General features: G+C 66.8%; 16 protein-coding genes and 1 pseudogene. 4 read left to right on the forward strand and 13 right to left on the reverse strand.

Going from position 1 to position 19,536, the window contains the following annotated elements:
* Window positions 1-31 precede the first annotated feature (31 nt).
* From rplW to ACWD1U_RS22100, 6 genes are all read right to left on the reverse strand, one after another.
* Window positions 32-451 (reverse strand): 50S ribosomal protein L23, encoded by a 420-nt coding sequence (gene rplW / locus ACWD1U_RS22075; RefSeq protein WP_361196789.1) that lies wholly within the window; start codon window positions 449-451, stop codon window positions 32-34.
* Entirely contained in the window at window positions 451-1,107 is a 657-nt protein-coding gene (gene rplD, locus ACWD1U_RS22080; RefSeq protein ID WP_059424831.1) for a 50S ribosomal protein L4, read from the reverse strand. Before rplD ends, rplW begins: the two co-directional genes overlap by 1 nt.
* A gap of 4 nt (window positions 1,108-1,111) precedes the next feature.
* The gene (rplC, locus tag ACWD1U_RS22085; RefSeq protein WP_010036739.1) at window positions 1,112-1,756 is read right to left on the reverse strand and encodes a 50S ribosomal protein L3; all 645 of its coding nucleotides are present in this window, start codon (window positions 1,754-1,756) and stop codon (window positions 1,112-1,114) included.
* A 17-nt stretch (window positions 1,757-1,773) separates the two neighbouring features.
* A complete protein-coding gene (rpsJ, locus tag ACWD1U_RS22090; protein WP_003948644.1) occupies window positions 1,774-2,082 on the reverse strand; it encodes a 30S ribosomal protein S10 in 309 nt (102 codons plus the stop codon).
* Window positions 2,083-2,717: 635 nt separating this feature from the next.
* Window positions 2,718-2,918, reverse strand: coding sequence for a DUF397 domain-containing protein (locus ACWD1U_RS22095; protein ID WP_451109782.1), 201 nt, complete (start codon window positions 2,916-2,918; stop codon window positions 2,718-2,720).
* Complete coding sequence (locus tag ACWD1U_RS22100; protein ID WP_451109784.1) at window positions 2,915-3,793, reverse strand: helix-turn-helix domain-containing protein; 879 nt, start codon at window positions 3,791-3,793, stop codon at window positions 2,915-2,917. Before ACWD1U_RS22100 ends, ACWD1U_RS22095 begins: the two co-directional genes overlap by 4 nt.
* A 152-nt stretch (window positions 3,794-3,945) precedes the next feature.
* On the opposite strand from ACWD1U_RS22100, the gene ACWD1U_RS22105 reads away from it, so the two are divergent.
* From ACWD1U_RS22105 to ACWD1U_RS22120, 4 genes and pseudogenes are all read left to right on the forward strand, one after another.
* The gene (locus ACWD1U_RS22105) at window positions 3,946-4,419 is read left to right on the forward strand and encodes an ATP-binding protein (protein ID WP_451109786.1); all 474 of its coding nucleotides are present in this window, start codon (window positions 3,946-3,948) and stop codon (window positions 4,417-4,419) included.
* Between the two features lie 202 nt (window positions 4,420-4,621).
* A pseudogene (locus tag ACWD1U_RS22110) lies at window positions 4,622-5,490 on the forward strand (helix-turn-helix domain-containing protein).
* Window positions 5,487-5,924 (forward strand): hypothetical protein, encoded by a 438-nt coding sequence (locus tag ACWD1U_RS22115; RefSeq protein ID WP_451109788.1) that lies wholly within the window; start codon window positions 5,487-5,489, stop codon window positions 5,922-5,924. Before ACWD1U_RS22110 ends, ACWD1U_RS22115 begins: the two are co-directional and overlap by 4 nt.
* A complete protein-coding gene (locus tag ACWD1U_RS22120) occupies window positions 5,921-6,058 on the forward strand; it encodes a hypothetical protein (RefSeq protein WP_451109789.1) in 138 nt (45 codons plus the stop codon). The genes ACWD1U_RS22115 and ACWD1U_RS22120 overlap by 4 nt, the downstream gene beginning before the upstream one ends.
* A gap of 182 nt (window positions 6,059-6,240) precedes the next feature.
* On the opposite strand, the gene tuf is transcribed toward ACWD1U_RS22120, so the two are convergent.
* The 7 genes from tuf to rpoB form a co-directional block, all read right to left on the reverse strand.
* Window positions 6,241-7,434, reverse strand: coding sequence for an elongation factor Tu (tuf, locus tag ACWD1U_RS22125; RefSeq protein ID WP_030839706.1), 1,194 nt, complete (start codon window positions 7,432-7,434; stop codon window positions 6,241-6,243).
* A gap of 156 nt (window positions 7,435-7,590) precedes the next feature.
* On the reverse strand, window positions 7,591-9,717 hold the full coding sequence (gene fusA, locus ACWD1U_RS22130; protein ID WP_451109791.1) for an elongation factor G: 2,127 nt from the start codon (window positions 9,715-9,717) through the stop codon (window positions 7,591-7,593).
* Window positions 9,718-9,756: 39 nt separating this feature from the next.
* Window positions 9,757-10,227: a 30S ribosomal protein S7 gene (gene rpsG, locus ACWD1U_RS22135; protein WP_003998848.1), complete on the reverse strand. Its 471-nt coding sequence runs from the start codon at window positions 10,225-10,227 to the stop codon at window positions 9,757-9,759.
* A 2-nt stretch (window positions 10,228-10,229) separates the two neighbouring features.
* Window positions 10,230-10,601: a 30S ribosomal protein S12 gene (gene rpsL, locus ACWD1U_RS22140; protein WP_003948652.1), complete on the reverse strand. Its 372-nt coding sequence runs from the start codon at window positions 10,599-10,601 to the stop codon at window positions 10,230-10,232.
* Between the two features lie 322 nt (window positions 10,602-10,923).
* Window positions 10,924-11,445, reverse strand: a complete 522-nt coding sequence (locus tag ACWD1U_RS22145; RefSeq protein WP_451109794.1) for a DUF1707 and DUF4190 domain-containing protein — start codon at window positions 11,443-11,445, stop codon at window positions 10,924-10,926.
* Window positions 11,446-11,676: 231 nt separating this feature from the next.
* Window positions 11,677-15,576, reverse strand: coding sequence for a DNA-directed RNA polymerase subunit beta' (locus ACWD1U_RS22150; protein WP_451109796.1), 3,900 nt, complete (start codon window positions 15,574-15,576; stop codon window positions 11,677-11,679).
* A 94-nt stretch (window positions 15,577-15,670) separates the two neighbouring features.
* Window positions 15,671-19,156 carry a DNA-directed RNA polymerase subunit beta gene (gene rpoB / locus ACWD1U_RS22155; protein ID WP_451109798.1) on the reverse strand — a complete coding sequence of 1,162 codons (3,486 nt, stop codon included), beginning with the start codon at window positions 19,154-19,156 and terminating at the stop codon, window positions 15,671-15,673.
* Window positions 19,157-19,536 lie beyond the last annotated feature (380 nt).

The raw sequence follows: 19,536 nt of genomic DNA on the forward strand, positions 1-19,536 counted from the left end.
TCCTCGTCCGATATCGGACGATCCGACCCGCTTACGCGGTCGGACCGCCGAAGATGTCGATACGGTCGCCCTCGGCGAGGGTCACGATCGCGCGCTTGGAGCCGGCGCGCTGACCGAAGCCGGTCTTGGTGCGCTTGCGCTTGCCCTGGCGGTTGATCGTGTTGACCCCGGTGACCTTGACCGAGAAGACCGCCTGGACGGCCTGCTTGATCTGGGTCTTGTTGGCGCTCGGGTCGACGATGAACGTGTACTTGCCCTCGTCGAGAAGCGCGTAGCTCTTCTCGGAGACGACCGGCTTGAGCAGCACGTCACGGGGGTCCGTGAAGGACTTGCTCAGCGGGGTCTCGACGGTGTTCTTGCCCTCGGTGGCGTGGCGCCGCGCCTTCTTGACGCGAGCCTCCTTGGCCTTCTTCGCGGCCTTCGAGGCGATAGCGGGGTGACGGATGGCCATCAGACCTCGCTCCCTTCGGTGTCGTTGGCCTTCGGGCCGGCGACGAAGGACTCGAAGGCGGCCTTGGTGAAGACCACGTCGTCCGAGACGAGAACGTCGTACGTGTTCAGCTGGCCCGGCTCCAGGATGTGGACCTGGGGCAGGTTGCGGGCGGACAGCCACGCGGCCTCGTCGGAGCGGTCGACGACCAGGAGCAGGTTCTTGCGCTCGCTGATCTTGCCGAACAGGCTCTTGGCGGCCTTGGTGGACGGGGTCTCGCCCTCGACCACGCCGGAGACGACGTGGATGCGGTTGTGGCGGGCCCGGTCGGTGAGGGCGTGACGCAGGGCGGCAGCCTTCATCTTCTTCGGGGTCCGCTGCGAGTAGTCACGCGGCACGGGACCGTGCACGACGCCACCACCGGCGAACTGCGGCGCGCGGGTCGAACCCTGACGGGCGCGACCGGTGCCCTTCTGGCGGTACGGCTTCTTGCCACCGCCGCGGACCTCGCCACGGGTCTTGGTCTTGTGCGTGCCCTGACGGGCAGCGGCCAGCTGCGCGACGACGACCTGGTGGATCAGCGGGATGCTGACCTTCTCGACGTCGAAGATCTCCGCGGGGAGCTCGACGGAACCGGCCTTGTCGCCCGCCGGCGAAAGGATGTCAACAGTGCTCATTACCTCAGGCCCCCTTGGCCGCGGTGCGGACCAGGACGAGGCCGCCGTTCGGACCGGGAACCGCGCCCTTGATGAGCAGCAGACCCTTCTCCGCGTCAACGGCGTGGACGGTCAGGTTCTGGGTGGTGACCCGCTCGTTGCCCATGCGACCCGCCATGCGGAGGCCCTTGAACACACGGCCCGGGGTGGCGCAGCCACCGATGGAACCGGGAGAGCGGTGCTTGCGCTGGGTGCCGTGTCCGGCGCCGAGGCCACGGAAGTTGTGGCGCTTCATGACACCGGCGAAGCCCTTGCCCTTGCTCTTGCCGGTCACGTCGACCTTCACGCCGGCCTCGAACACCTCAGCGGTGATCTCCTGGCCCAGCGTGTACTCGGAGGCGTCCGCGGTGCGGATCTCGACGAGGTGGCGACGGGGGGTGACGTCGGCCTTGGCGAAGTGGCCCTTGAGGGGCTTGTTCACCTTGCGCGGGTCGATCTCGCCGAAAGCGATCTGGACGGACTCGTAGCCGTCGACATCGTTCGTACGGACCTGGGTGACGACGTTGGGGCCGGCCTTGACGACGGTGACCGGGACGACGCGGTTGTTCGCGTCCCACACCTGCGTCATGCCGAGCTTCTCGCCCAGGATGCCCTTGATCTGCTTAGCCATCTCTCAGATCACCGGCCTCAGAGCTTGATCTCGATGTCGACACCGGCCGGGAGGTCGAGTCGCATCAGAGAGTCAACGGTCTTGGGGGTGGGGTCGAGGATGTCGATCAGGCGCTTGTGCGTGCGCATCTCGAAGTGCTCGCGCGAGTCCTTGTACTTGTGCGGCGACTTGATGACGCAGTACACGTTCTTCTCAGTGGGCAGCGGCACCGGGCCCGCGACCGACGCACCAGTACGCGTCACCGTCTCGACGATCTTCTTCGCCGAGGAGTCGATGACCTCGTGGTCGTAGGCCTTGAGCCGGATGCGGATCTTCTGTCCCGCCATGGCTACTAGTAGTCCTGTCTCTCGTAACGCTCTGGAACCCGGCGTTCCAGCCCTTCTGTCCGACCCACGCGGTCGGGCGTGTCGCTCTTCCGCTGACACAGATGTCCCTTGTACGAACATCCCTGCAGGGAATGCGCACGGCCCTTCCGGAACCGCAGACCGGGACCTAGAAGGCCACCGGGTGCCTGGCCGGCGCCGCACTGACGCTTCCCGAAAGATTCCCGTACGTCCGCCCCAGCGCTGCCGTGTGGCAGTTAGGACGACGAGTACTGTGGGACTCGCTTCCGGTCCTCCCGGCGGGAGGCGCGCAGCATCAACACTCGACCGAGCAACTCGGACAGTCTGCCATACGGGGCAAGGCCGACGCCAATCGAGCCGGAGAGAATACCCCGAGGGTGACGTAGGTCAAACGCGGGGCGAGGCCGGGCGCTGTCGATGACGCCGCGGAAGAGGCTCCGGCGCAGCTGATCATCATGACACGGGCCACTCCTCCAGCGCCTGGTCGTGGGCCCGGGAAGCCCGCCCTGCCTCTCCACCGCGTCGGAGTCCAGGGCCAGGTCATCGACCTGCGCATCGGCGGCGGCTCCGACGCCCTCGGCATCCGCATAGCCGCGCCGCACGAACAAGAACGACGGCTAGACGGAGGCCACGAAGTCCGACCAGGCCTCCGGCGCGAGCGCGAGCCGGGGGCCTGCGACCTGCTTGGAGTCGCGGACGTGGATCACACCCGGAGTGGTTGCGATCTCGACGCAGGAGTCGCCGTCAGGGCCACTGCTGTAACTGCTTTTGAACCACGCCAGTGCGGAGGTATCCCCGCCAGAAGCGTTGCGGATCATGTCTCTCCCAGCAGTTGCTCAATCAAGGCCAGCGACTCCCGTGGTGGAAGGGCCTGAGCTCGGATGGTGCCATACCGCAGTTCGAGGATCCGGATCTGCTTCGGATCAGTGGTCGGTCGGCCGCTGAAGGCACCGTCGGACCGGCCCACCGCAGTACCGTCCCCGAACTTCAGCACCTCGATCCTCCCGTTCAGACCGGGATGGGCCTCGCTGCTCGTCGGCATCACCTGAAGCCTGACGTTCCGCAACTGCCCCACCTCCAGCAGGCGCTCAAGCTGCTGACGCCAGACCATTGTGCCCCCAACCGGGCGCCGTAGCGTCGCTTCCTCCTGGACGAAGCTGAGCGACGGTGCCGGCGACCGCTCGAACACGGACTGCCGGGCCATGCGCGCAGCCACCAGACGCTCCACCTCGTCCGGCGAGTATGCGGGCTGCCAAGACTCGAACAGGGCTCGCGCGTGATCAGGGGTCTGCAACAGGCCGTTGACACTGATGCTTTCGTACACCCCGATCTCAACCGCCTGCCCCTCCAACTTGGCCAGTTCCCGCACCTTTTTGGGATACCGGACCCTCTTCACGTCCTCCCACGTCGCCGCGATGAGCCCACCCGCCCCCAGCACCTCATCGGCCCTGATCAGATAGTCCTGCCGAGGGATCCGCTTCCCGCCCTCGATCTTGTAGACCATGTCCTCGCCGTACCCGACCGCCGTCCCGAACTCGGCGGCCCGCATCCCCACCGCCTCCCGCCGCAGCTTCAGCTGCCGCCCGACGGTGGCGATGACCGCGACACCCCACTCGTCGTCGGGATCCACCTCCCAACCCGGCTCGTCCGCCTCACCGTTGAGCCGACCCGCGTCCGCCTCGACCGCCGTCATCCCGCACCCTTCCGTCGTACGACCGTGCCCAGCGCCCTACCCGTACGTCCAGCCCCGACAGCCCGGACACGACCGGACAAGCTCCGGACAGTCACCGTACGCACCCGCTGAGTCACTGTTCACTGTAGGCACGGGCCGCCACGCTGAGTGACGTGACGCAGAAATCCCCCGGACTCACCGCCCCCATCCGCAACTTCAGCATCCAGCTGTCGTCCACCCCACGCGGCGCCCGACTGGCCCGTCTCCTGGCCACCGGACAACTGCGCTCCTGGGGACTGCCACCGGACCCGGCAAGGCACGTCATCGCAGAGCTGGCGACCAACGCGGTGCGGCACGACCGCATCCCCGGCCGCGACTTCCGCCTGCTCCTCCACGTCGTCGCCGACACCCTCCGTATCGAGGTCACGGACGCCCGCGACGACCGGCTGCCGACACCCCGACTCCCCACCCCGGAGTCCGAGTCCGGCCGTGGCCTGCTCCTCGTCGACGCACTCGCCGACCGCTGGGGTGCCATCCCGGGACTCGCGCCCCGTAAAACCGTCTGGGTCGAAATCGACCTCGCGCCGGAACCCGAGAACCCATGCTCCGGTGGCGCAGACGGTCTTCCCCAAGGACTACAAGGGTGAAAGAACCCCCACCAAGCCCCACCCCTCCTCCCGCCCGCAGAGCCGTCTCACCCACGCGAGTGAACATCACCAACTCGACTGGCTTCGGGAGCCATTGCCTCCCCTACGCTCAGCGCAACACACCGCAGACATGCGACGGCCCCCGCCGGGACGGCAATCCCAGTGCGAGGGCCTGACCACCGAGGAAGAAGAGACCTTCCCGATGGATACGCAGAACCCTAGCGTGCCCTCGCACGCCCACACCCGGGTTGCCGGGAAGAAGTACCCGAACCGACGTCACCCCCACGCCGGCCTGGTGCACGACAACACCCGTCACACCACCCGTTTCACGGTGATCGGTAACCACCTCGCCCAGCACGCCGAGCTGTCGCTGCTCGCGATCGGGCTGGGCGTGCACATCCAGTCGCTCCCGGCGGGCGCCCGAGTCGACATCAAGTCCCTCGCCACCCGCTTCCCGGAGGGCACGACGCGTATCGCCGCGGCTCTGCGCGAGCTGGAATCCCACGGCTACCTACGACGCACCCGCGAACGGGTCCCCGACGGCCGGATCATCACCCGCACGATCTCCTGCACCAGCCCGGCCGCCAAGAAGACGACACCCCCGCCCCGGTACGGCGAACGCACACCCCTCGGAAGCGGACCCCCGCGAAGCCCCTCCCCGCCGTCCCTGCCCCCGCCTGCCCCTCCCCCGCCCTCCTCCAGCAGGCGACGGACCTCCTCGCGGACCTCCGCCGCCACGACCCCCGCCTGCTCTTCTCCGCCCACGACACCGCCCACCTGGCCTCCGGCGTCGCCGCCTGGCTGGAGCGGGACGTCTCCCCCGCCGCCGTGCGCCACGCCCTGACCACCGACCTCCCACCCGAGCAACTGCGCCGCCCGGCGGCCCTCCTGGCCCACCGCCTCACGGCCCAACTGCCACCACCGCCCCCGTTCCGGGCGCCCGCGCCACCGCCGGCCGTCCGTCACCCGTTCCAGACCTGCGACGGCTGCGACCGCGCCTTCCGCGCACCGGCCCCCGGCCGCTGCCACGACTGCCGACACGACCGGGCCGAGTTGCTGGAGGCAGCATGAGAAGAGCAGCTGCCGCACACGTCGCCGCGCTCACCGGCAACACGGGCGGGCTAGCCTGGCCGAGGCACTCCCTGGAGGTGGACACGATGAGCACTCAGGCCGACCACGGACATGAGCTGATCCCCCGCCCTCAGCAGACTCCTGACGCCCTGCGCGCGGCCCTCGCCGCCGTCGATCCGGCCCGCCTGGAAGAGATGCAGGGCACCAAGGACGAAGCCTTCGCCAAGGCGGTCGAGTGGCACTCGCTGAGCCCGGTGCAGAGCTGGGTGCTGACCTGGGCCAGGGACATCGAAATCGCCCGGCGCCCCGATCTGTCCACCCGCTACACCCGGGCGAAAGGCGACCTGGAGCACGATGACCCCACCATCGCCCAAGCGGCCCTGCGTGAGCTGAGCGCTGTCCTGGACGAAGCCATGAAGCCAGTCCGCGGGTGAGCTGGAAATGGGAGTACGCCTTCGGCGCGGAGGAAGCGGCCCGAACCGCTCCCACCAGCTTCCTCGCCGAGGTGGAAAGCAAGGCGGACGAACTGGTCGTCTACGTCGTCCAGATCACATACCTGGGCTTCTGACCAGCTGGGCGAAACGCGTCTCACGCTCGTGGTGCCGGAACCTGCACACGCCAAACCGTCCCGGACGGCACCCCCAGCTGTCGTGGAGCAGGGCAGGAACAGCAAAGGGGCCCGCACGACCGAAGTCGTACGGGCCCCTCCGAGCCACTCAGGTCAGTAGACCCTCAAGCCAGTCCGAAGACTCACTTGTTGATCTTGGTGACCTGGCCGGCGCCCACGGTCCGGCCACCCTCACGGATGGCGAACTTCAGGCCCTCCTCCATGGCGACGGGCTGGATGAGCTCCACCTTCATCTCGGTGTTGTCACCCGGCATGACCATCTCGGTGCCCTCGGGGAGGGTCACCACGCCGGTCACGTCCGTCGTACGGAAGTAGAACTGCGGGCGGTAGTTGTTGAAGAACGGCGTGTGGCGGCCACCCTCGTCCTTGGACAGGATGTAGGCCTGCGCCTCGAACTCGGTGTGCGGGGTGACCGAGCCCGGCTTGATGATGACCTGGCCGCGCTCGACGTCCTCGCGCTTGATGCCACGGAGGAGCAGACCGACGTTCTCACCGGCCTGGCCCTCGTCGAGGAGCTTCCGGAACATCTCGATGCCGGTGACCGTGGTGGTGGTCTTCTCCTGCTTGATGCCCACGATGTCGACGGTCTCGTTGACCTTGAGGACACCACGCTCGATACGGCCGGTGACGACCGTACCGCGACCGGTGATCGTGAAGACGTCCTCGATCGGCATGAGGAACGGCTTGTCGACGTCACGCTCGGGCTGCGGGATGTTCTCGTCCACGGCCTTCATGAGCTCGAGGACGGAGTTGCCCCACTCCTTGTCGCCCTCAAGAGCCTTGAGCGCCGAGACCTTGACGACCGGAAGGTCGTCGCCCGGGAACTCGTACTCGGAGAGGAGCTCACGAACCTCGAGCTCGACGAGCTCCAGGATCTCCTCGTCGTCCACCATGTCGGCCTTGTTCAGGGCGACGACGATGTACGGAACGCCGACCTGGCGGGCCAGGAGCACGTGCTCCTTGGTCTGCGGCATCGGGCCGTCGGTGGCGGCGACCACGAGGATGGCGCCGTCCATCTGCGCCGCACCCGTGATCATGTTCTTGATGTAGTCCGCGTGACCGGGGCAGTCGACGTGGGCGTAGTGACGCGTCTCGGTCTGGTACTCGACGTGCGCGATGGAGATGGTGATACCGCGCTGGCGCTCCTCAGGAGCCTTGTCGATCTGGTCGAAGGCCGAGGCCTCGTTCAGGTCCGGGTACGCGTCGTGCAGCACCTTGGTAATGGCGGCCGTGAGGGTCGTCTTACCGTGGTCGATGTGACCGATGGTGCCGATGTTGACGTGCGGCTTAGTCCGCTCGAACTTCGCCTTCGCCACTGGGGTCCTCCTGTGGAGTGGTTCTGGTACGCCTTACTCATCGGCGCCAGGTGATCTTTGCTGGAAAGCCCGGGCCCCGGGGCATTCTCACCACGATTGCGGCGGAATGCCCCTCAAGGCTCCGGAGTCAAGCCTACGGCGTGTAGACGCGGTGCGTTACTCGCCCTTGGCCTTCGCGATGATCTCCTCGGCGACGTTCCGGGGAACCTCGGCGTAGGAGTCGAACTGCATGGAGTAGCTGGCGCGGCCGGACGTCTTGCTGCGCAGGTCGCCGACGTAACCGAACATCTCCGAAAGGGGCACGAGGCCCTTCACGACGCGGGCACCGGCCCGCTCCTCCATGGCCTGGATCTGACCACGGCGGGAGTTGATGTCACCGATGACCTCACCCATGTAGTCCTCGGGCGTGGTGACCTCGACGGCCATCATCGGCTCGAGCAGTACGGGGCTGGCCTTGCGCGCGGCCTCCTTGAAGGCCTGCGAACCGGCGATCTTGAACGCGAGTTCGGAGGAGTCGACCTCGTGGTAGGCACCGTCGAGCAGCGTCACGCGGACACCGGTCATCTCGTACCCGGCGAGGATGCCGAACTGCATGGCCTCCTGCGCACCGGCGTCCACCGAAGGAATGTACTCCTTCGGCACACGGCCACCGGTCACCTTGTTGATGAACTCGTAACTGGCGTCGCCGCCCTCGATCGGCTCGATCGCGATGATGACGCGAGCGAACTGGCCGGTACCACCCGTCTGCTTCTTGTGGGTGAACTCGACCTTCTCGACGGCCTTGCGGATCGTCTCGCGGTAGGCGACCTGCGGCTTGCCGACGTTGGCCTCGACCTTGAACTCACGGCGCATACGGTCGACCAGCACCTCGAGGTGCAGCTCGCCCATACCGCCGATGATGGTCTGGCCGGTCTCCTCGTCGGAGTGGACCTGGAAGGACGGGTCCTCCTCGGCGAGGCGCTGGATCGCGACGCCGAGCTTCTCCTGGTCGCCCTTCGACTTGGGCTCGATGGCGACCTGGATGACCGGCGCCGGGAAGTCCATGGACTCCAGGATGACCGGGTTCTTGTCGTCCGACAGCGTCTCACCGGTGGTGGTCTGCTTCAGGCCCATGACGGCGACGATGTCGCCGGCGCCCACCGACTCGATCTCCTCACGCTTGTTCGCGTGCATGCGGTAGATCTTGCCGATGCGCTCCTTCTTGCCCTTCACCGAGTTCAGCACCGCGGTGCCGGAGTGCAGGCGGCCCGAGTAGACCCGGACGAAGGTGAGCTTGCCGAGGTGCGGGTCGCTCATGATCTTGAACGCGAGCGCGGCGAGAGGCTCGTCGTCCGACGGCTTGCGCGCGATGACCTGCTCATGGTCCTTGACGTCGTGGCCCTCGATGGCCTCGACGTCGAGCGGGGTGGGCAGGTAGCGCACGACCGCGTCGAGCAGGGGCTGAACGCCCTTGTTCTTGAACGCGGTGCCGCAGAACACGGGGGTGACGGTGGTGCCGCCGCCCTTGCCGGACGCGATGGTGATGCGACGGATCGCGGCGTAGAGCTGCTCCACGGTGGGCTCGGTGCCCTCCAGGTACAGCTCCATCAGCTCTTCGTCGTTCTCGGCGACGGCCTCGAGCAGCTTGCCGCGGTACTCCTCGGCAGCCTCGGCGTGGGTGTCCGGGATGTCGACGGTGTCGTACATCTCGCCCTTGGTCGCCTCGGCCGACCAGACCAGGGCCTTCATCGTCACGAGGTCGATGACGCCCTTGAAGTCCGCCTCGGCACCGATCGGCAGCTGCATGACGAGCGGCTGCGCGCCCAGACGGTCCGAGATCATGTCCACGCAGCGGTGGAACTCGGCGCCGGTACGGTCCAGCTTGTTGACGAAGCAGATACGCGGCACGCCGTAACGGTCGGCCTGACGCCACACCGTCTCGGACTGCGGCTCGACACCGGCGACACCGTCGAACACCGTCACGGCACCGTCGAGCACACGCAGGGAGCGCTCCACCTCGACGGTGAAGTCGACGTGCCCCGGGGTGTCGATGATGTTGATGGTGTAGTCGTTGTCCTCGAGCGGCCAGTGACAGGTGGTCGCAGCAGACGTGATCGTGATGCCACGCTCCTGCTCCTGCTCCATCCAGTCCATGGTGGCAGCGCCGTCGTGGACCTCACCGATCTTGTACGAAACGCCGGTGTAGAACAGGATCCGCTCGGTGGTGGTCGTCTTGCCCGCGTCGATGTGGGCCATGATCCCGATGTTGCGGACCCTGGCCAGGTCAAGCGAAGTGGTAGCCATAAGGCTTCAGTCTTCTCTCGGTCTCGATGGGGTCTGCGACTACCAGCGGTAGTGCGCGAAGGCCTTGTTGGACTCGGCCATCTTGTGCGTGTCCTCGCGCTTCTTCACAGCGGCACCCAGGCCGTTGCTGGCGTCGAGGAGCTCGTTGAGCAGACGCTCGGTCATGGTCTTCTCGCGACGGGCGCGGGAGTAACCGACGAGCCAGCGCAGCGCCAGGGTGTTGGCACGGCCGGGCTTGACCTCGACCGGGACCTGGTAGGTGGCACCACCGACACGGCGGGACTTGACCTCGAGGGTCGGCTTGATGTTCTCGAGAGCGCGCTTCAGCGTGATGACCGGGTCGTTGCCGGTCTTCTCGCGCAGGCCCTCCATGGCGCCGTAGACGATGCGCTCGGCGGTGGAGCGCTTGCCGTTCAGCAGCACCTTGTTGATCAGGGAGGTCACCAGAGGAGAACCGTAGACCGGGTCGATGATGACCGGGCGCTTCGGGGCGGGGCCCTTACGAGGCATTCTTACTTCTCCTTCTTGGCGCCGTAGCGGCTGCGGGCCTGCTTGCGGTTCTTCACACCCTGGGTGTCAAGCGAACCGCGGATGATCTTGTAGCGAACACCCGGCAGGTCCTTCACACGGCCACCACGCACGAGCACGATGGAGTGCTCCTGCAGGTTGTGTCCCTCACCCGGAATGTAAGCGGTGACCTCGATCCCGCTGGTCAGACGCACACGCGCGACCTTACGCAGGGCCGAGTTCGGCTTCTTCGGGGTGGTCGTGAACACACGCGTGCAGACGCCCCGGCGCTGAGGGGAACCCTCGAGTGCGGGCGTCTTGTTCTTCTCGACCTTGTCCTGCCGGCCCTTGCGGACCAGCTGCTGGATCGTAGGCACTACTTCTCCGGTTTCTGTGTGCCGAATGGTGAAGCTAACCTGGAACGTCGCCGACCCACGCGGTCGGGTGTGTCGAATCACGCGGACTCCCGCCGCCCAGGCAGAAATAAGCGCAGATTACGGTGGCCGGTGTCAGCTCGCTGTGCGGTTGATGGCACGCACGAGAGCCAGGGCACACCCCAGGCACAAGGTCTGAGCGTACCTATCGCATTCGCTGCGGTCAAAACAAATGGGTACCGCCCGCATCGGCATGCGGGACATGTCAAGACCCCCGGCCGTTGTCGATCTTCAATTCGACGGCGGGTGTCCGGTCTGCGGTCATTCAGGACGCCACGGCGGACACCACCATCAGCAACACCAGGACGAGTGCCCAGCCGGCCGTGGACAACCACCCGAGCACGAGCCCGGTCAGCGCGAGCCCGTCCCCCAGCTCCCCGCGGCTGCGGATCTCGGCCCGTGCCACATGCCCCAGCACCACGGCCGGAATCCCGGTCAGCCCCATCGACGGCAGGCACAGCAGCCCGCACACACCGGCCGCGACCGCCTTCCCGTTCGTCCGCGGCCGCGCCACGGGCACGAACGTCCGCGGCACGGGCACCACACCGGCCGGCTCCACAAGCGGCCCCTGAGGCAGATCGGAGACGAGCAGCGCCAGCTCCCCCACGGTCCGCGCCGCGTACGCCCGCGCCACCCGCTTCTCGAACTCGTCGTGCTCCATCCGCCCCTCGCCGTACCCCGCTCTGAGCACGTCCACGGCCCGCTCCCGATCGGCATGCGAGGCGAGCATGGACGGCGCACTGGAGCCCTGCCAGGGCTGCCAGGACGGATAGGGCGGCTGCGACACGGAGCACCTCCCCGGGAGCCGGAGTCCTTCCATGATGCGCCGAAGCGCGGGTTCCGGCACCGGTGCGTACCCGGCGGGGCGTCAGGCATCGGCCAGGTGGCCCGCCCACGGCGTCCGCGGACCCGGACCCGCCGCGGTCGAGAGGCGGCCCCATGTCCCTGCACACCGCCCCGTGACACGCCAAAGGGCGGCCACCCCAAAGGATGACCGCCCTCGGCTCAAGCGACTCGCTTACTGGTTGTACGGACCGTAGTCGTAGTCCTCCAGCGGCACGGCCTGGCCGGAGCCCGTGCCGAACGGCGAGTAGTCGATGTCGTCGTAGCCGACGGCCGAGTACATCGCGGCCTTGGCTTCCTCGGTCGGCTCGACCCGGATGTTGCGGTAGCGGGACAGACCCGTACCGGCCGGGATGAGCTTACCGATGATGACGTTCTCCTTGAGGCCGATCAGGGAGTCGGACTTGGCGTTGATCGCCGCGTCCGTGAGGACCCTGGTCGTCTCCTGGAAGGACGCCGCCGACAGCCAGGACTCCGTGGCCAGCGAGGCCTTGGTGATACCCATGAGCTGCGGACGACCGGAGGCCGGGTGACCGCCCTCCTGGACCACACGACGGTTCTCCTGCTCGAACTTCGAGCGCTCGACCAGCTCGCCCGGCAGCAGCTCGGCGTCGCCGGACTCGATGATCGTCACGCGGCGCAGCATCTGCCGGATGATGATCTCGATGTGCTTGTCGTGGATCGACACACCCTGCGAGTTGTACACCTTCTGGACCTCGCCGACCAGGTGGACCTGGACGGCACGCTGGCCCAGGATGCGCAGCACGTCGTGCGGGTTGGTGGCACCCACGGTGAGCTTCTGGCCCACCTCGACGTGCTCGCCCTCGCTGACCATCAGACGGGCACGCTTCGAGATCGGGTAGGCCATCTCGTCGCTGCCGTCGTCCGGGGTGACGACGATCTTCTTGGTCTTCTCGGTCTCCTCGATCCGGACGCGGCCGGAGGCCTCGGAGATCGGGGCGACACCCTTCGGGGTACGGGCCTCGAAGAGCTCGACGACACGCGGCAGACCCTGGGTGATGTCGTCACCGGCCACACCACCGGTGTGGAAGGTACGCATCGTCAGCTGGGTGCCGGGCTCACCGATGGACTGGGCGGCGATGATGCCGACCGCCTCACCGATGTCGACCAGCTTGCCGGTGGCCAGGGAGCGGCCGTAGCACATCGCGCAGGTGCCGACGTGCGACTCGCAGGTCAGGATCGAGCGGGTCTTGACCTCCTCGACACCGTGGTGGACGAGCTGGTCGATGAGCACGTCGCCCAGGTCCACGTTGGCCGGCGCGATCACCTTGCCGTCGATGACGACGTCCTGGGCGAGCATGCGGGCGTAGACGCTGGTCTCGACGTCCTCCGCCTTGCGCAGCGTGCCGTCGGCGTCGCGCGTGGCGATCCGCAGCTTCAGACCGCGCTCGGTGCCGCAGTCCTCCTCGCGGATGATGACGTCCTGGGAGACGTCGACCAGACGACGGGTGAGGTAACCCGAGTCGGCGGTACGCAGAGCGGTGTCCGCCAGACCCTTACGGGCACCGTGCGTGGAGATGAAGTACTCCAGCACGGACAGGCCCTCACGGAAGGACGCCTTGATGGGACGCGGGATCGTCTCGTTCTTCGCGTTCGACACCAGACCACGCATACCGGCGATCTGACGCATCTGCATCATGTTGCCTCGTGCACCCGAGTTCACCATCATGAAGATCGGGTTGGTCTTCGGGAAGTTGTCGTTCATCGCCTCGGCGACCTCGTTGGTCGCCTTGGTCCAGATCGCGATGAGCTCCTGCGTGCGCTCGTCCTTGGTGATCAGACCGCGCTCGTACTGCTTCTGGACCTTCTCGTCCTGCGCCTCGTAGCCCTTGACGATCTCCTTCTTCGCCTCGGGAACGACGACGTCGGAGATGGCCACGGTGACGCCGGAACGGGTCGCCCAGTAGAAGCCGGCCGCCTTCAGGTTGTCGAGCGTCGCCGCCACGATGACCTTCGGGTAGCGCTCGGCGAGGTCGTTGACGATCTCGGAGAGCTGCTTCTTGCCGACCTCGTAGTCGACGAACGGGTAGTCCTCGGGCAGCAGCTCGTTGAAGAGCGCACGGCCCAGCGTGGTGTTCAGCCGGAAGCTGTCACCCTGCTGCCACTCGGGCTCACCCTCCTCACGCGCCGGCGGCATCCAGCCACGCGGCGGGATGGTGCCGACCGGGAAGCGGACGTCGATCCTCGACTGGAGCGACAGCTCGCCCGCGTCGAAGGCCATGATCGCCTCGGCGACCGAGGCGAAGGAACGGCCCTCGCCCTTCAGCTCGCGCATCTCGCCGTCGGTGGTGAGGAAGAACAGACCGAGGACCATGTCCTGGGTCGGCATCGTCACCGGACGGCCGTCGGCGGGCTTGAGGATGTTGTTCGAGGACAGCATCAGGATGCGGGCCTCGGCCTGCGCCTCCGCGGACAGCGGCAGGTGCACGGCCATCTGGTCACCGTCGAAGTCCGCGTTGAACGCGGTACACACGAGCGGGTGGATCTGGATGGCCTTGCCCTCGACCAGCTGCGGCTCGAAGGCCTGGATGCCGAGGCGGTGCAGCGTGGGCGCACGGTTCAGCAGAACCGGGTGCTCCGCGATGACCTCTTCCAGCACGTCGTACACGACCGTGCGGCCGCGCTCGACCATGCGCTTGGCGCTCTTGATGTTCTGCGCGTGGTTCAGGTCGACCAGGCGCTTCATCACGAACGGCTTGAAGAGCTCCAGCGCCATGGCCTTGGGCAGACCGCACTGGTGCAGCTTCAGCTGCGGACCGACGACGATCACGGAACGGGCCGAGTAGTCGACTCGCTTACCGAGCAGGTTCTGACGGAAGCGACCCTGCTTGCCCTTCAGCATGTCGCTGAGGGACTTCAGCGGGCGGTTGCCGGGGCCCGTGACCGGGCGGCCGCGACGACCGTTGTCGAAGAGGGCGTCAACAGCCTCCTGAAGCATGCGCTTCTCGTTGTTGACGATGATCTCGGGCGCGCCGAGGTCGAGGAGCCTCTTCAGACGGTTGTTGCGGTTGATCACACGGCGGTACAGGTCGTTCAGGTCGGAGGTCGCGAAGCGGCCACCGTCCAGCTGCACCATCGGACGCAGGTCCGGCGGGATGACCGGCACGCAGTCGAGGACCATGCCCTTGGGGCTGTTGGAGGTCTGCAGGAAGGCAGACACGACCTTCAGCCGCTTCAGCGCACGGGTCTTCTTCTGGCCCTTGCCGGTACGGATGATCTCGCGGAGGCGCTCGGCCTCCTCGTCGAGGTCGAAGGACTCCAGGCGCTTCTGCAGCGCCGCGGCACCCATCGAGCCGTCGAAGTACGTACCGAAGCGGTCGCGCAGCTCGCGGTAGAGCAGCTCGTCGCCCTCGAGGTCCTGGACCTTGAGGTTCTTGAACCGGTTCCACACCTCGTCGAGACGGTCGATCTCGCGCTGCGCACGGTCGCGCAGCTGCTTCATCTCGCGCTCGGCACCCTCGCGCACCTTGCGGCGCACGTCGGCCTTGGCGCCCTCGGCCTCCAGCTCGGCCAGGTCGGTCTCGAGCTTCTTGGCGCGGGCCTCCAGGTCGGCGTCACGGCGCTGCTCGATCTGCTGGCGCTCGACGGAGACGTGGGCCTCCAGCGAGGGCAGATCGCGCGTACGGCGCTCCTCGTCGACGTACGTGATCATGTACGCCGCGAAGTAGATGACCTTCTCGAGGTCCTTGGGCGCCAGGTCCAGCAGGTAGCCGAGGCGCGACGGGACACCCTTGAAGTACCAGATGTGCGTGACGGGCGCGGCCAGTTCGATGTGGCCCATCCGCTCACGACGCACCTTGGCGCGAGTCACCTCGACACCGCAGCGCTCGCAGATGATGCCCTTGAAGCGAACGCGCTTGTACTTGCCGCAGTAGCACTCCCAGTCCCGGGTCGGACCGAAGATCTTCTCGCAGAAGAGTCCGTCCTTCTCGGGCTTGAGCGTGCGGTAGTTGATCGTCTCGGGCTTCTTGACCTCGCCGTGGCTCCACTGACGGATGTCGTCAGCGGTAGCCAGACCGATCCGGAGCTCGTCGAAGAAGTTGACGTCGAGCACTATGCGTCAATCCCTCTCAGGGTTGTAAGTCATGGGGTCTGATACGGGGGTCCTGGGGCCGGCGGCCTTCATGACGAAGGCCGCCGAACTCCCGTCAGACCTCTTCGACGCTGCTCGGCTCGCGCCGGGACAGGTCGATGCCAAGCTCCTCCGCAGCGCGGAAGACGTCCTCGTCGGTGTCGCGCATCTCGATGGACATGCCGTCCGAGGACAGCACCTCCACGTTGAGGCACAGGGACTGCATCTCCTTGATGAGCACCTTGAAGGACTCGGGGATGCCGGGCTCGGGGATGTTCTCGCCCTTGACGATGGCCTCGTAGACCTTCACGCGGCCGGTGACGTCGTCGGACTTGATGGTCAGCAGCTCCTGGAGGGCGTACGCGGCGCCGTAAGCCTCCAGCGCCCACACCTCCATCTCACCGAAGCGCTGGCCACCGAACTGGGCCTTACCACCCAGCGGCTGCTGGGTGATCATCGAGTACGGACCGGTCGAGCGGGCGTGCAGCTTGTCGTCGACCAGGTGGTGGAGCTTCAGGATGTACATGTAGCCGACCGAGATCGGCTCCGGGAACGGCTCGCCGGAACGGCCGTCGAACAGCCTCGCCTTGCCGGACGGGAGGACCATGCGCTCGCCGTCGCGGTTCGGGATGGTGTGCTGGAGCAGACCCGCGAGCTCGTCCTCACGCGCACCGTCGAAGACCGGGGTCGCGACGTTCGTGCCCGGCTCGACGGAGTCGGCGCCGATCGCCTGGAGGCGCTCCGCCCACTCGTCCGCGAGGCCGGAGACGTCCCAGCCGCGGCTGGCGAGCCAGCCAAGGTGGATCTCCAGGACCTGTCCCGGGTTCATTCGGGACGGCACACCGAGCGGGTTGAGGATGATGTCGACCGGGGTGCCGTCCTCCAGGAACGGCATGTCCTCGATCGGCAGGATCTTCGAGATGACGCCCTTGTTGCCGTGTCGGCCGGCGAGCTTGTCACCGTCGGTGATCTTTCGCTTCTGCGCGACGTAGACGCGCACCAGCTGGTTCACACCGGGGGGAAGCTCGTCACCCTCCTCGCGGTCGAAGACGCGCACGCCGATGACCTTGCCGGTCTCGCCGTGCGGCACCTTCAGCGAGGTATCACGGACCTCACGGGCCTTCTCACCGAAGATCGCGCGCAGCAGGCGCTCCTCGGGCGTCAGCTCGGTCTCACCCTTGGGCGTGACCTTGCCGACGAGGATGTCACCGGCGATGACCTCGGCACCGATACGGATGATGCCGCGCTCGTCGAGGTCGGCGAGGACCTCCTCGGAGACGTTCGGGATGTCCCGGGTGATCTCCTCGGGGCCGAGCTTGGTGTCACGGGCGTCGACCTCGTGCTCCTCGATGTGGATCGAGGAGAGGACGTCGTCCTGCACGAGGCGCTGCGACAGGATGATCGCGTCCTCGTAGTTGTGACCCTCCCACGGCATGAACGCCACGAGCAGGTTCTTGCCCAGCGCCATCTCGCCGTTCTGGGTGGCCGGACCGTCGGCCAGGACCTGGCCCTCGATGATCCGGTCGCCCTCGTTGACGATGACCTTCTGGTTGACCGAGGTGCCCTGGTTGGAGCGGGCGAACTTGGCCAGGCGGTACGTGATGTACGTGCCGTCGTCGTTGGCGGTGGTGATGTAGTCCGCGGAGACCTCCTGGACCACACCGGGCTTCTCGGCCTTGACCACGTCGCCGGCGTCGACCGCGGAGCGGTACTCCATGCCGGTGCCGACGAGCGGGGACTCGGACTTGATCAGCGGCACGGCCTGACGCATCATGTTCGCGCCCATGAGGGCACGGTTGGCGTCGTCGTGCTCGAGGAACGGGATCATGGCGGTCGCGACCGACACCATCTGGCGCGGCGAGACGTCCATGTAGTCCACGTCCTCGGGGCCGACGTAGTCGACCTCGCCGCCCTTACGGCGGACCAGCACGCGGGCCTCGGCGAAGCGGAGCTCGTCCGTCAGCGGCGCGTTGGCCTGCGCGATGACGAAGCGGTCCTCCTCGTCGGCCGTGAGGTAGTCGACCTGGTCGGTGACCTGGCCCTCGAACACCTTGCGGTACGGGGTCTCGACGAAACCGAACGCGTTCACGCGGCCGTAGGTGGCGAGCGAGCCGATCAGACCGATGTTCGGGCCTTCAGGGGTCTCGATCGGGCACATGCGGCCGTAGTGCGAGGGGTGCACGTCACGGACCTCGAAGCCGGCCCGCTCACGGGACAGACCACCCGGGCCGAGCGCGGAAAGACGCCGCTTGTGCGTCAGACCCGACAGCGGGTTGTTCTGGTCCATGAACTGGGACAGCTGGCTGGTGCCGAAGAACTCCTTGATGGAGGCGACGACCGGCCGGATGTTGATCAGGGTCTGCGGCGTGATCGCCTCGACGTCCTGGGTCGTCATCCGCTCGCGGACCACACGCTCCATACGCGCCAGACCCGTACGGACCTGGTTCTGGATGAGCTCGCCGACGCTGCGCAGGCGGCGGTTGCCGAAGTGGTCGATGTCGTCGGTCTCGACGACCACGGACGTGCCGTTGTCACCGACCGTCTCGGTCTCGCCGGCGTGCAGCTTCACCAGGTACTTGATCGTCGCGATGATGTCCTCGACGGTCAGGATCCCGGCGTCCAGAGGGGTGTCCGTGCCCAGCTTCTTGTTGACCTTGTAGCGGCCGACCTTGGCCAGGTCGTAGCGCTTGGGGTTGAAGTAGAGGTTCTCCAGCAGCGTCTGCGCGGCCTCACGCGTGGGGGGCTCGCCCGGACGCAGCTTGCGGTAGATGTCGAGCAGCGCGTCGTCCTGGCCCTGGGTGTGGTCCTTCTCCAGGGTGGCGCGCATCGACTCGTACTCGCCGAACTCCTCGAGGATCTGCTCGGTGGTCCAGCCGAGCGCCTTGAGCAGGACGGTGACGGACTGCTTGCGCTTGCGGTCGATGCGGACACCGACCATGTCGCGCTTGTCGATCTCCAGCTCCAGCCAGGCACCCCGGGACGGGATCACCTTGGCGGAGAAGATGTCCTTGTCGGACGTCTTGTCGATGCTGGAGTCGAAGTAGACACCCGGCGAACGGACCAGCTGCGACACCACGACACGCTCGGTGCCGTTGATGACGAAGGTGCCCTTGTTCGTCATGAGCGGGAAGTCGCCCATGAAGACCGTCTGGGACTTGATCTCGCCGGTCTCGTTGTTGGTGAACTCGGCGGTGACGAAGAGCGGGGCCGCGTACGTGAAGTCGCGCTCCTTGCACTCGTCGATGGAGTTCTTCGGCGGCTCGAAGCGGTGGTCGCGGAAGGTCAGCGACATCGACCCGCTGAAGTCCTCGATCGGGGAGATCTCCTCGAAGATCTCCTCGAGCCCGGACTTGGTGGGGACGTCCTGACCGTTCTCGAGAGCCTCCTCGACCCGACTCTGCCAGGCCGTGTTGCCGAGCAGCCAGTCGAAGCTCTCGGTCTGCAGCGCGAGCAGGTTCGGAACCTCAAGAGGCTCCTTGATCTTTGCAAAAGAGATGCGCAGCGGGGCAGTGCTGGCGGCGTTGTTCGTATTCGCGGTCGAGGCGTTGCGCGAGGCGGCCAAGAGGGGGTCCTTCCGAGGGCTCGGACTCACTACGCGCGTACCGGCCCCTCTCCCGTACACAGAGACAAGCCGCGCAGGTCCGGCCGTAAGGCCAGGTCAGACAGGTCTTGTCATCGATGCTCGGGCGAGGGTAGACCCCTGGTGACGGGCAGGGGACAGCTAACAGGCAGCGCAAAGGGTCAGTGTAGCCACTTGGCACACTGATGTCCAGTGCGGGTTGTCAGACCCGTGTTTACCCTCGTTGTTCCACTCCTGCGACAAGGCCCTGCCCTCAACGCACGTTAGTACTGCCCTCTTCGCCGTCGATCCATGCCTCGGATTCGGATCCTTGTGACGACGCGTCCTGAGAATTGCGCGCTGCGTGCGGTTCGTCAAGGCCC

It is taken from the genome of Streptomyces sp. NPDC002788 (assembly GCF_053592115.1).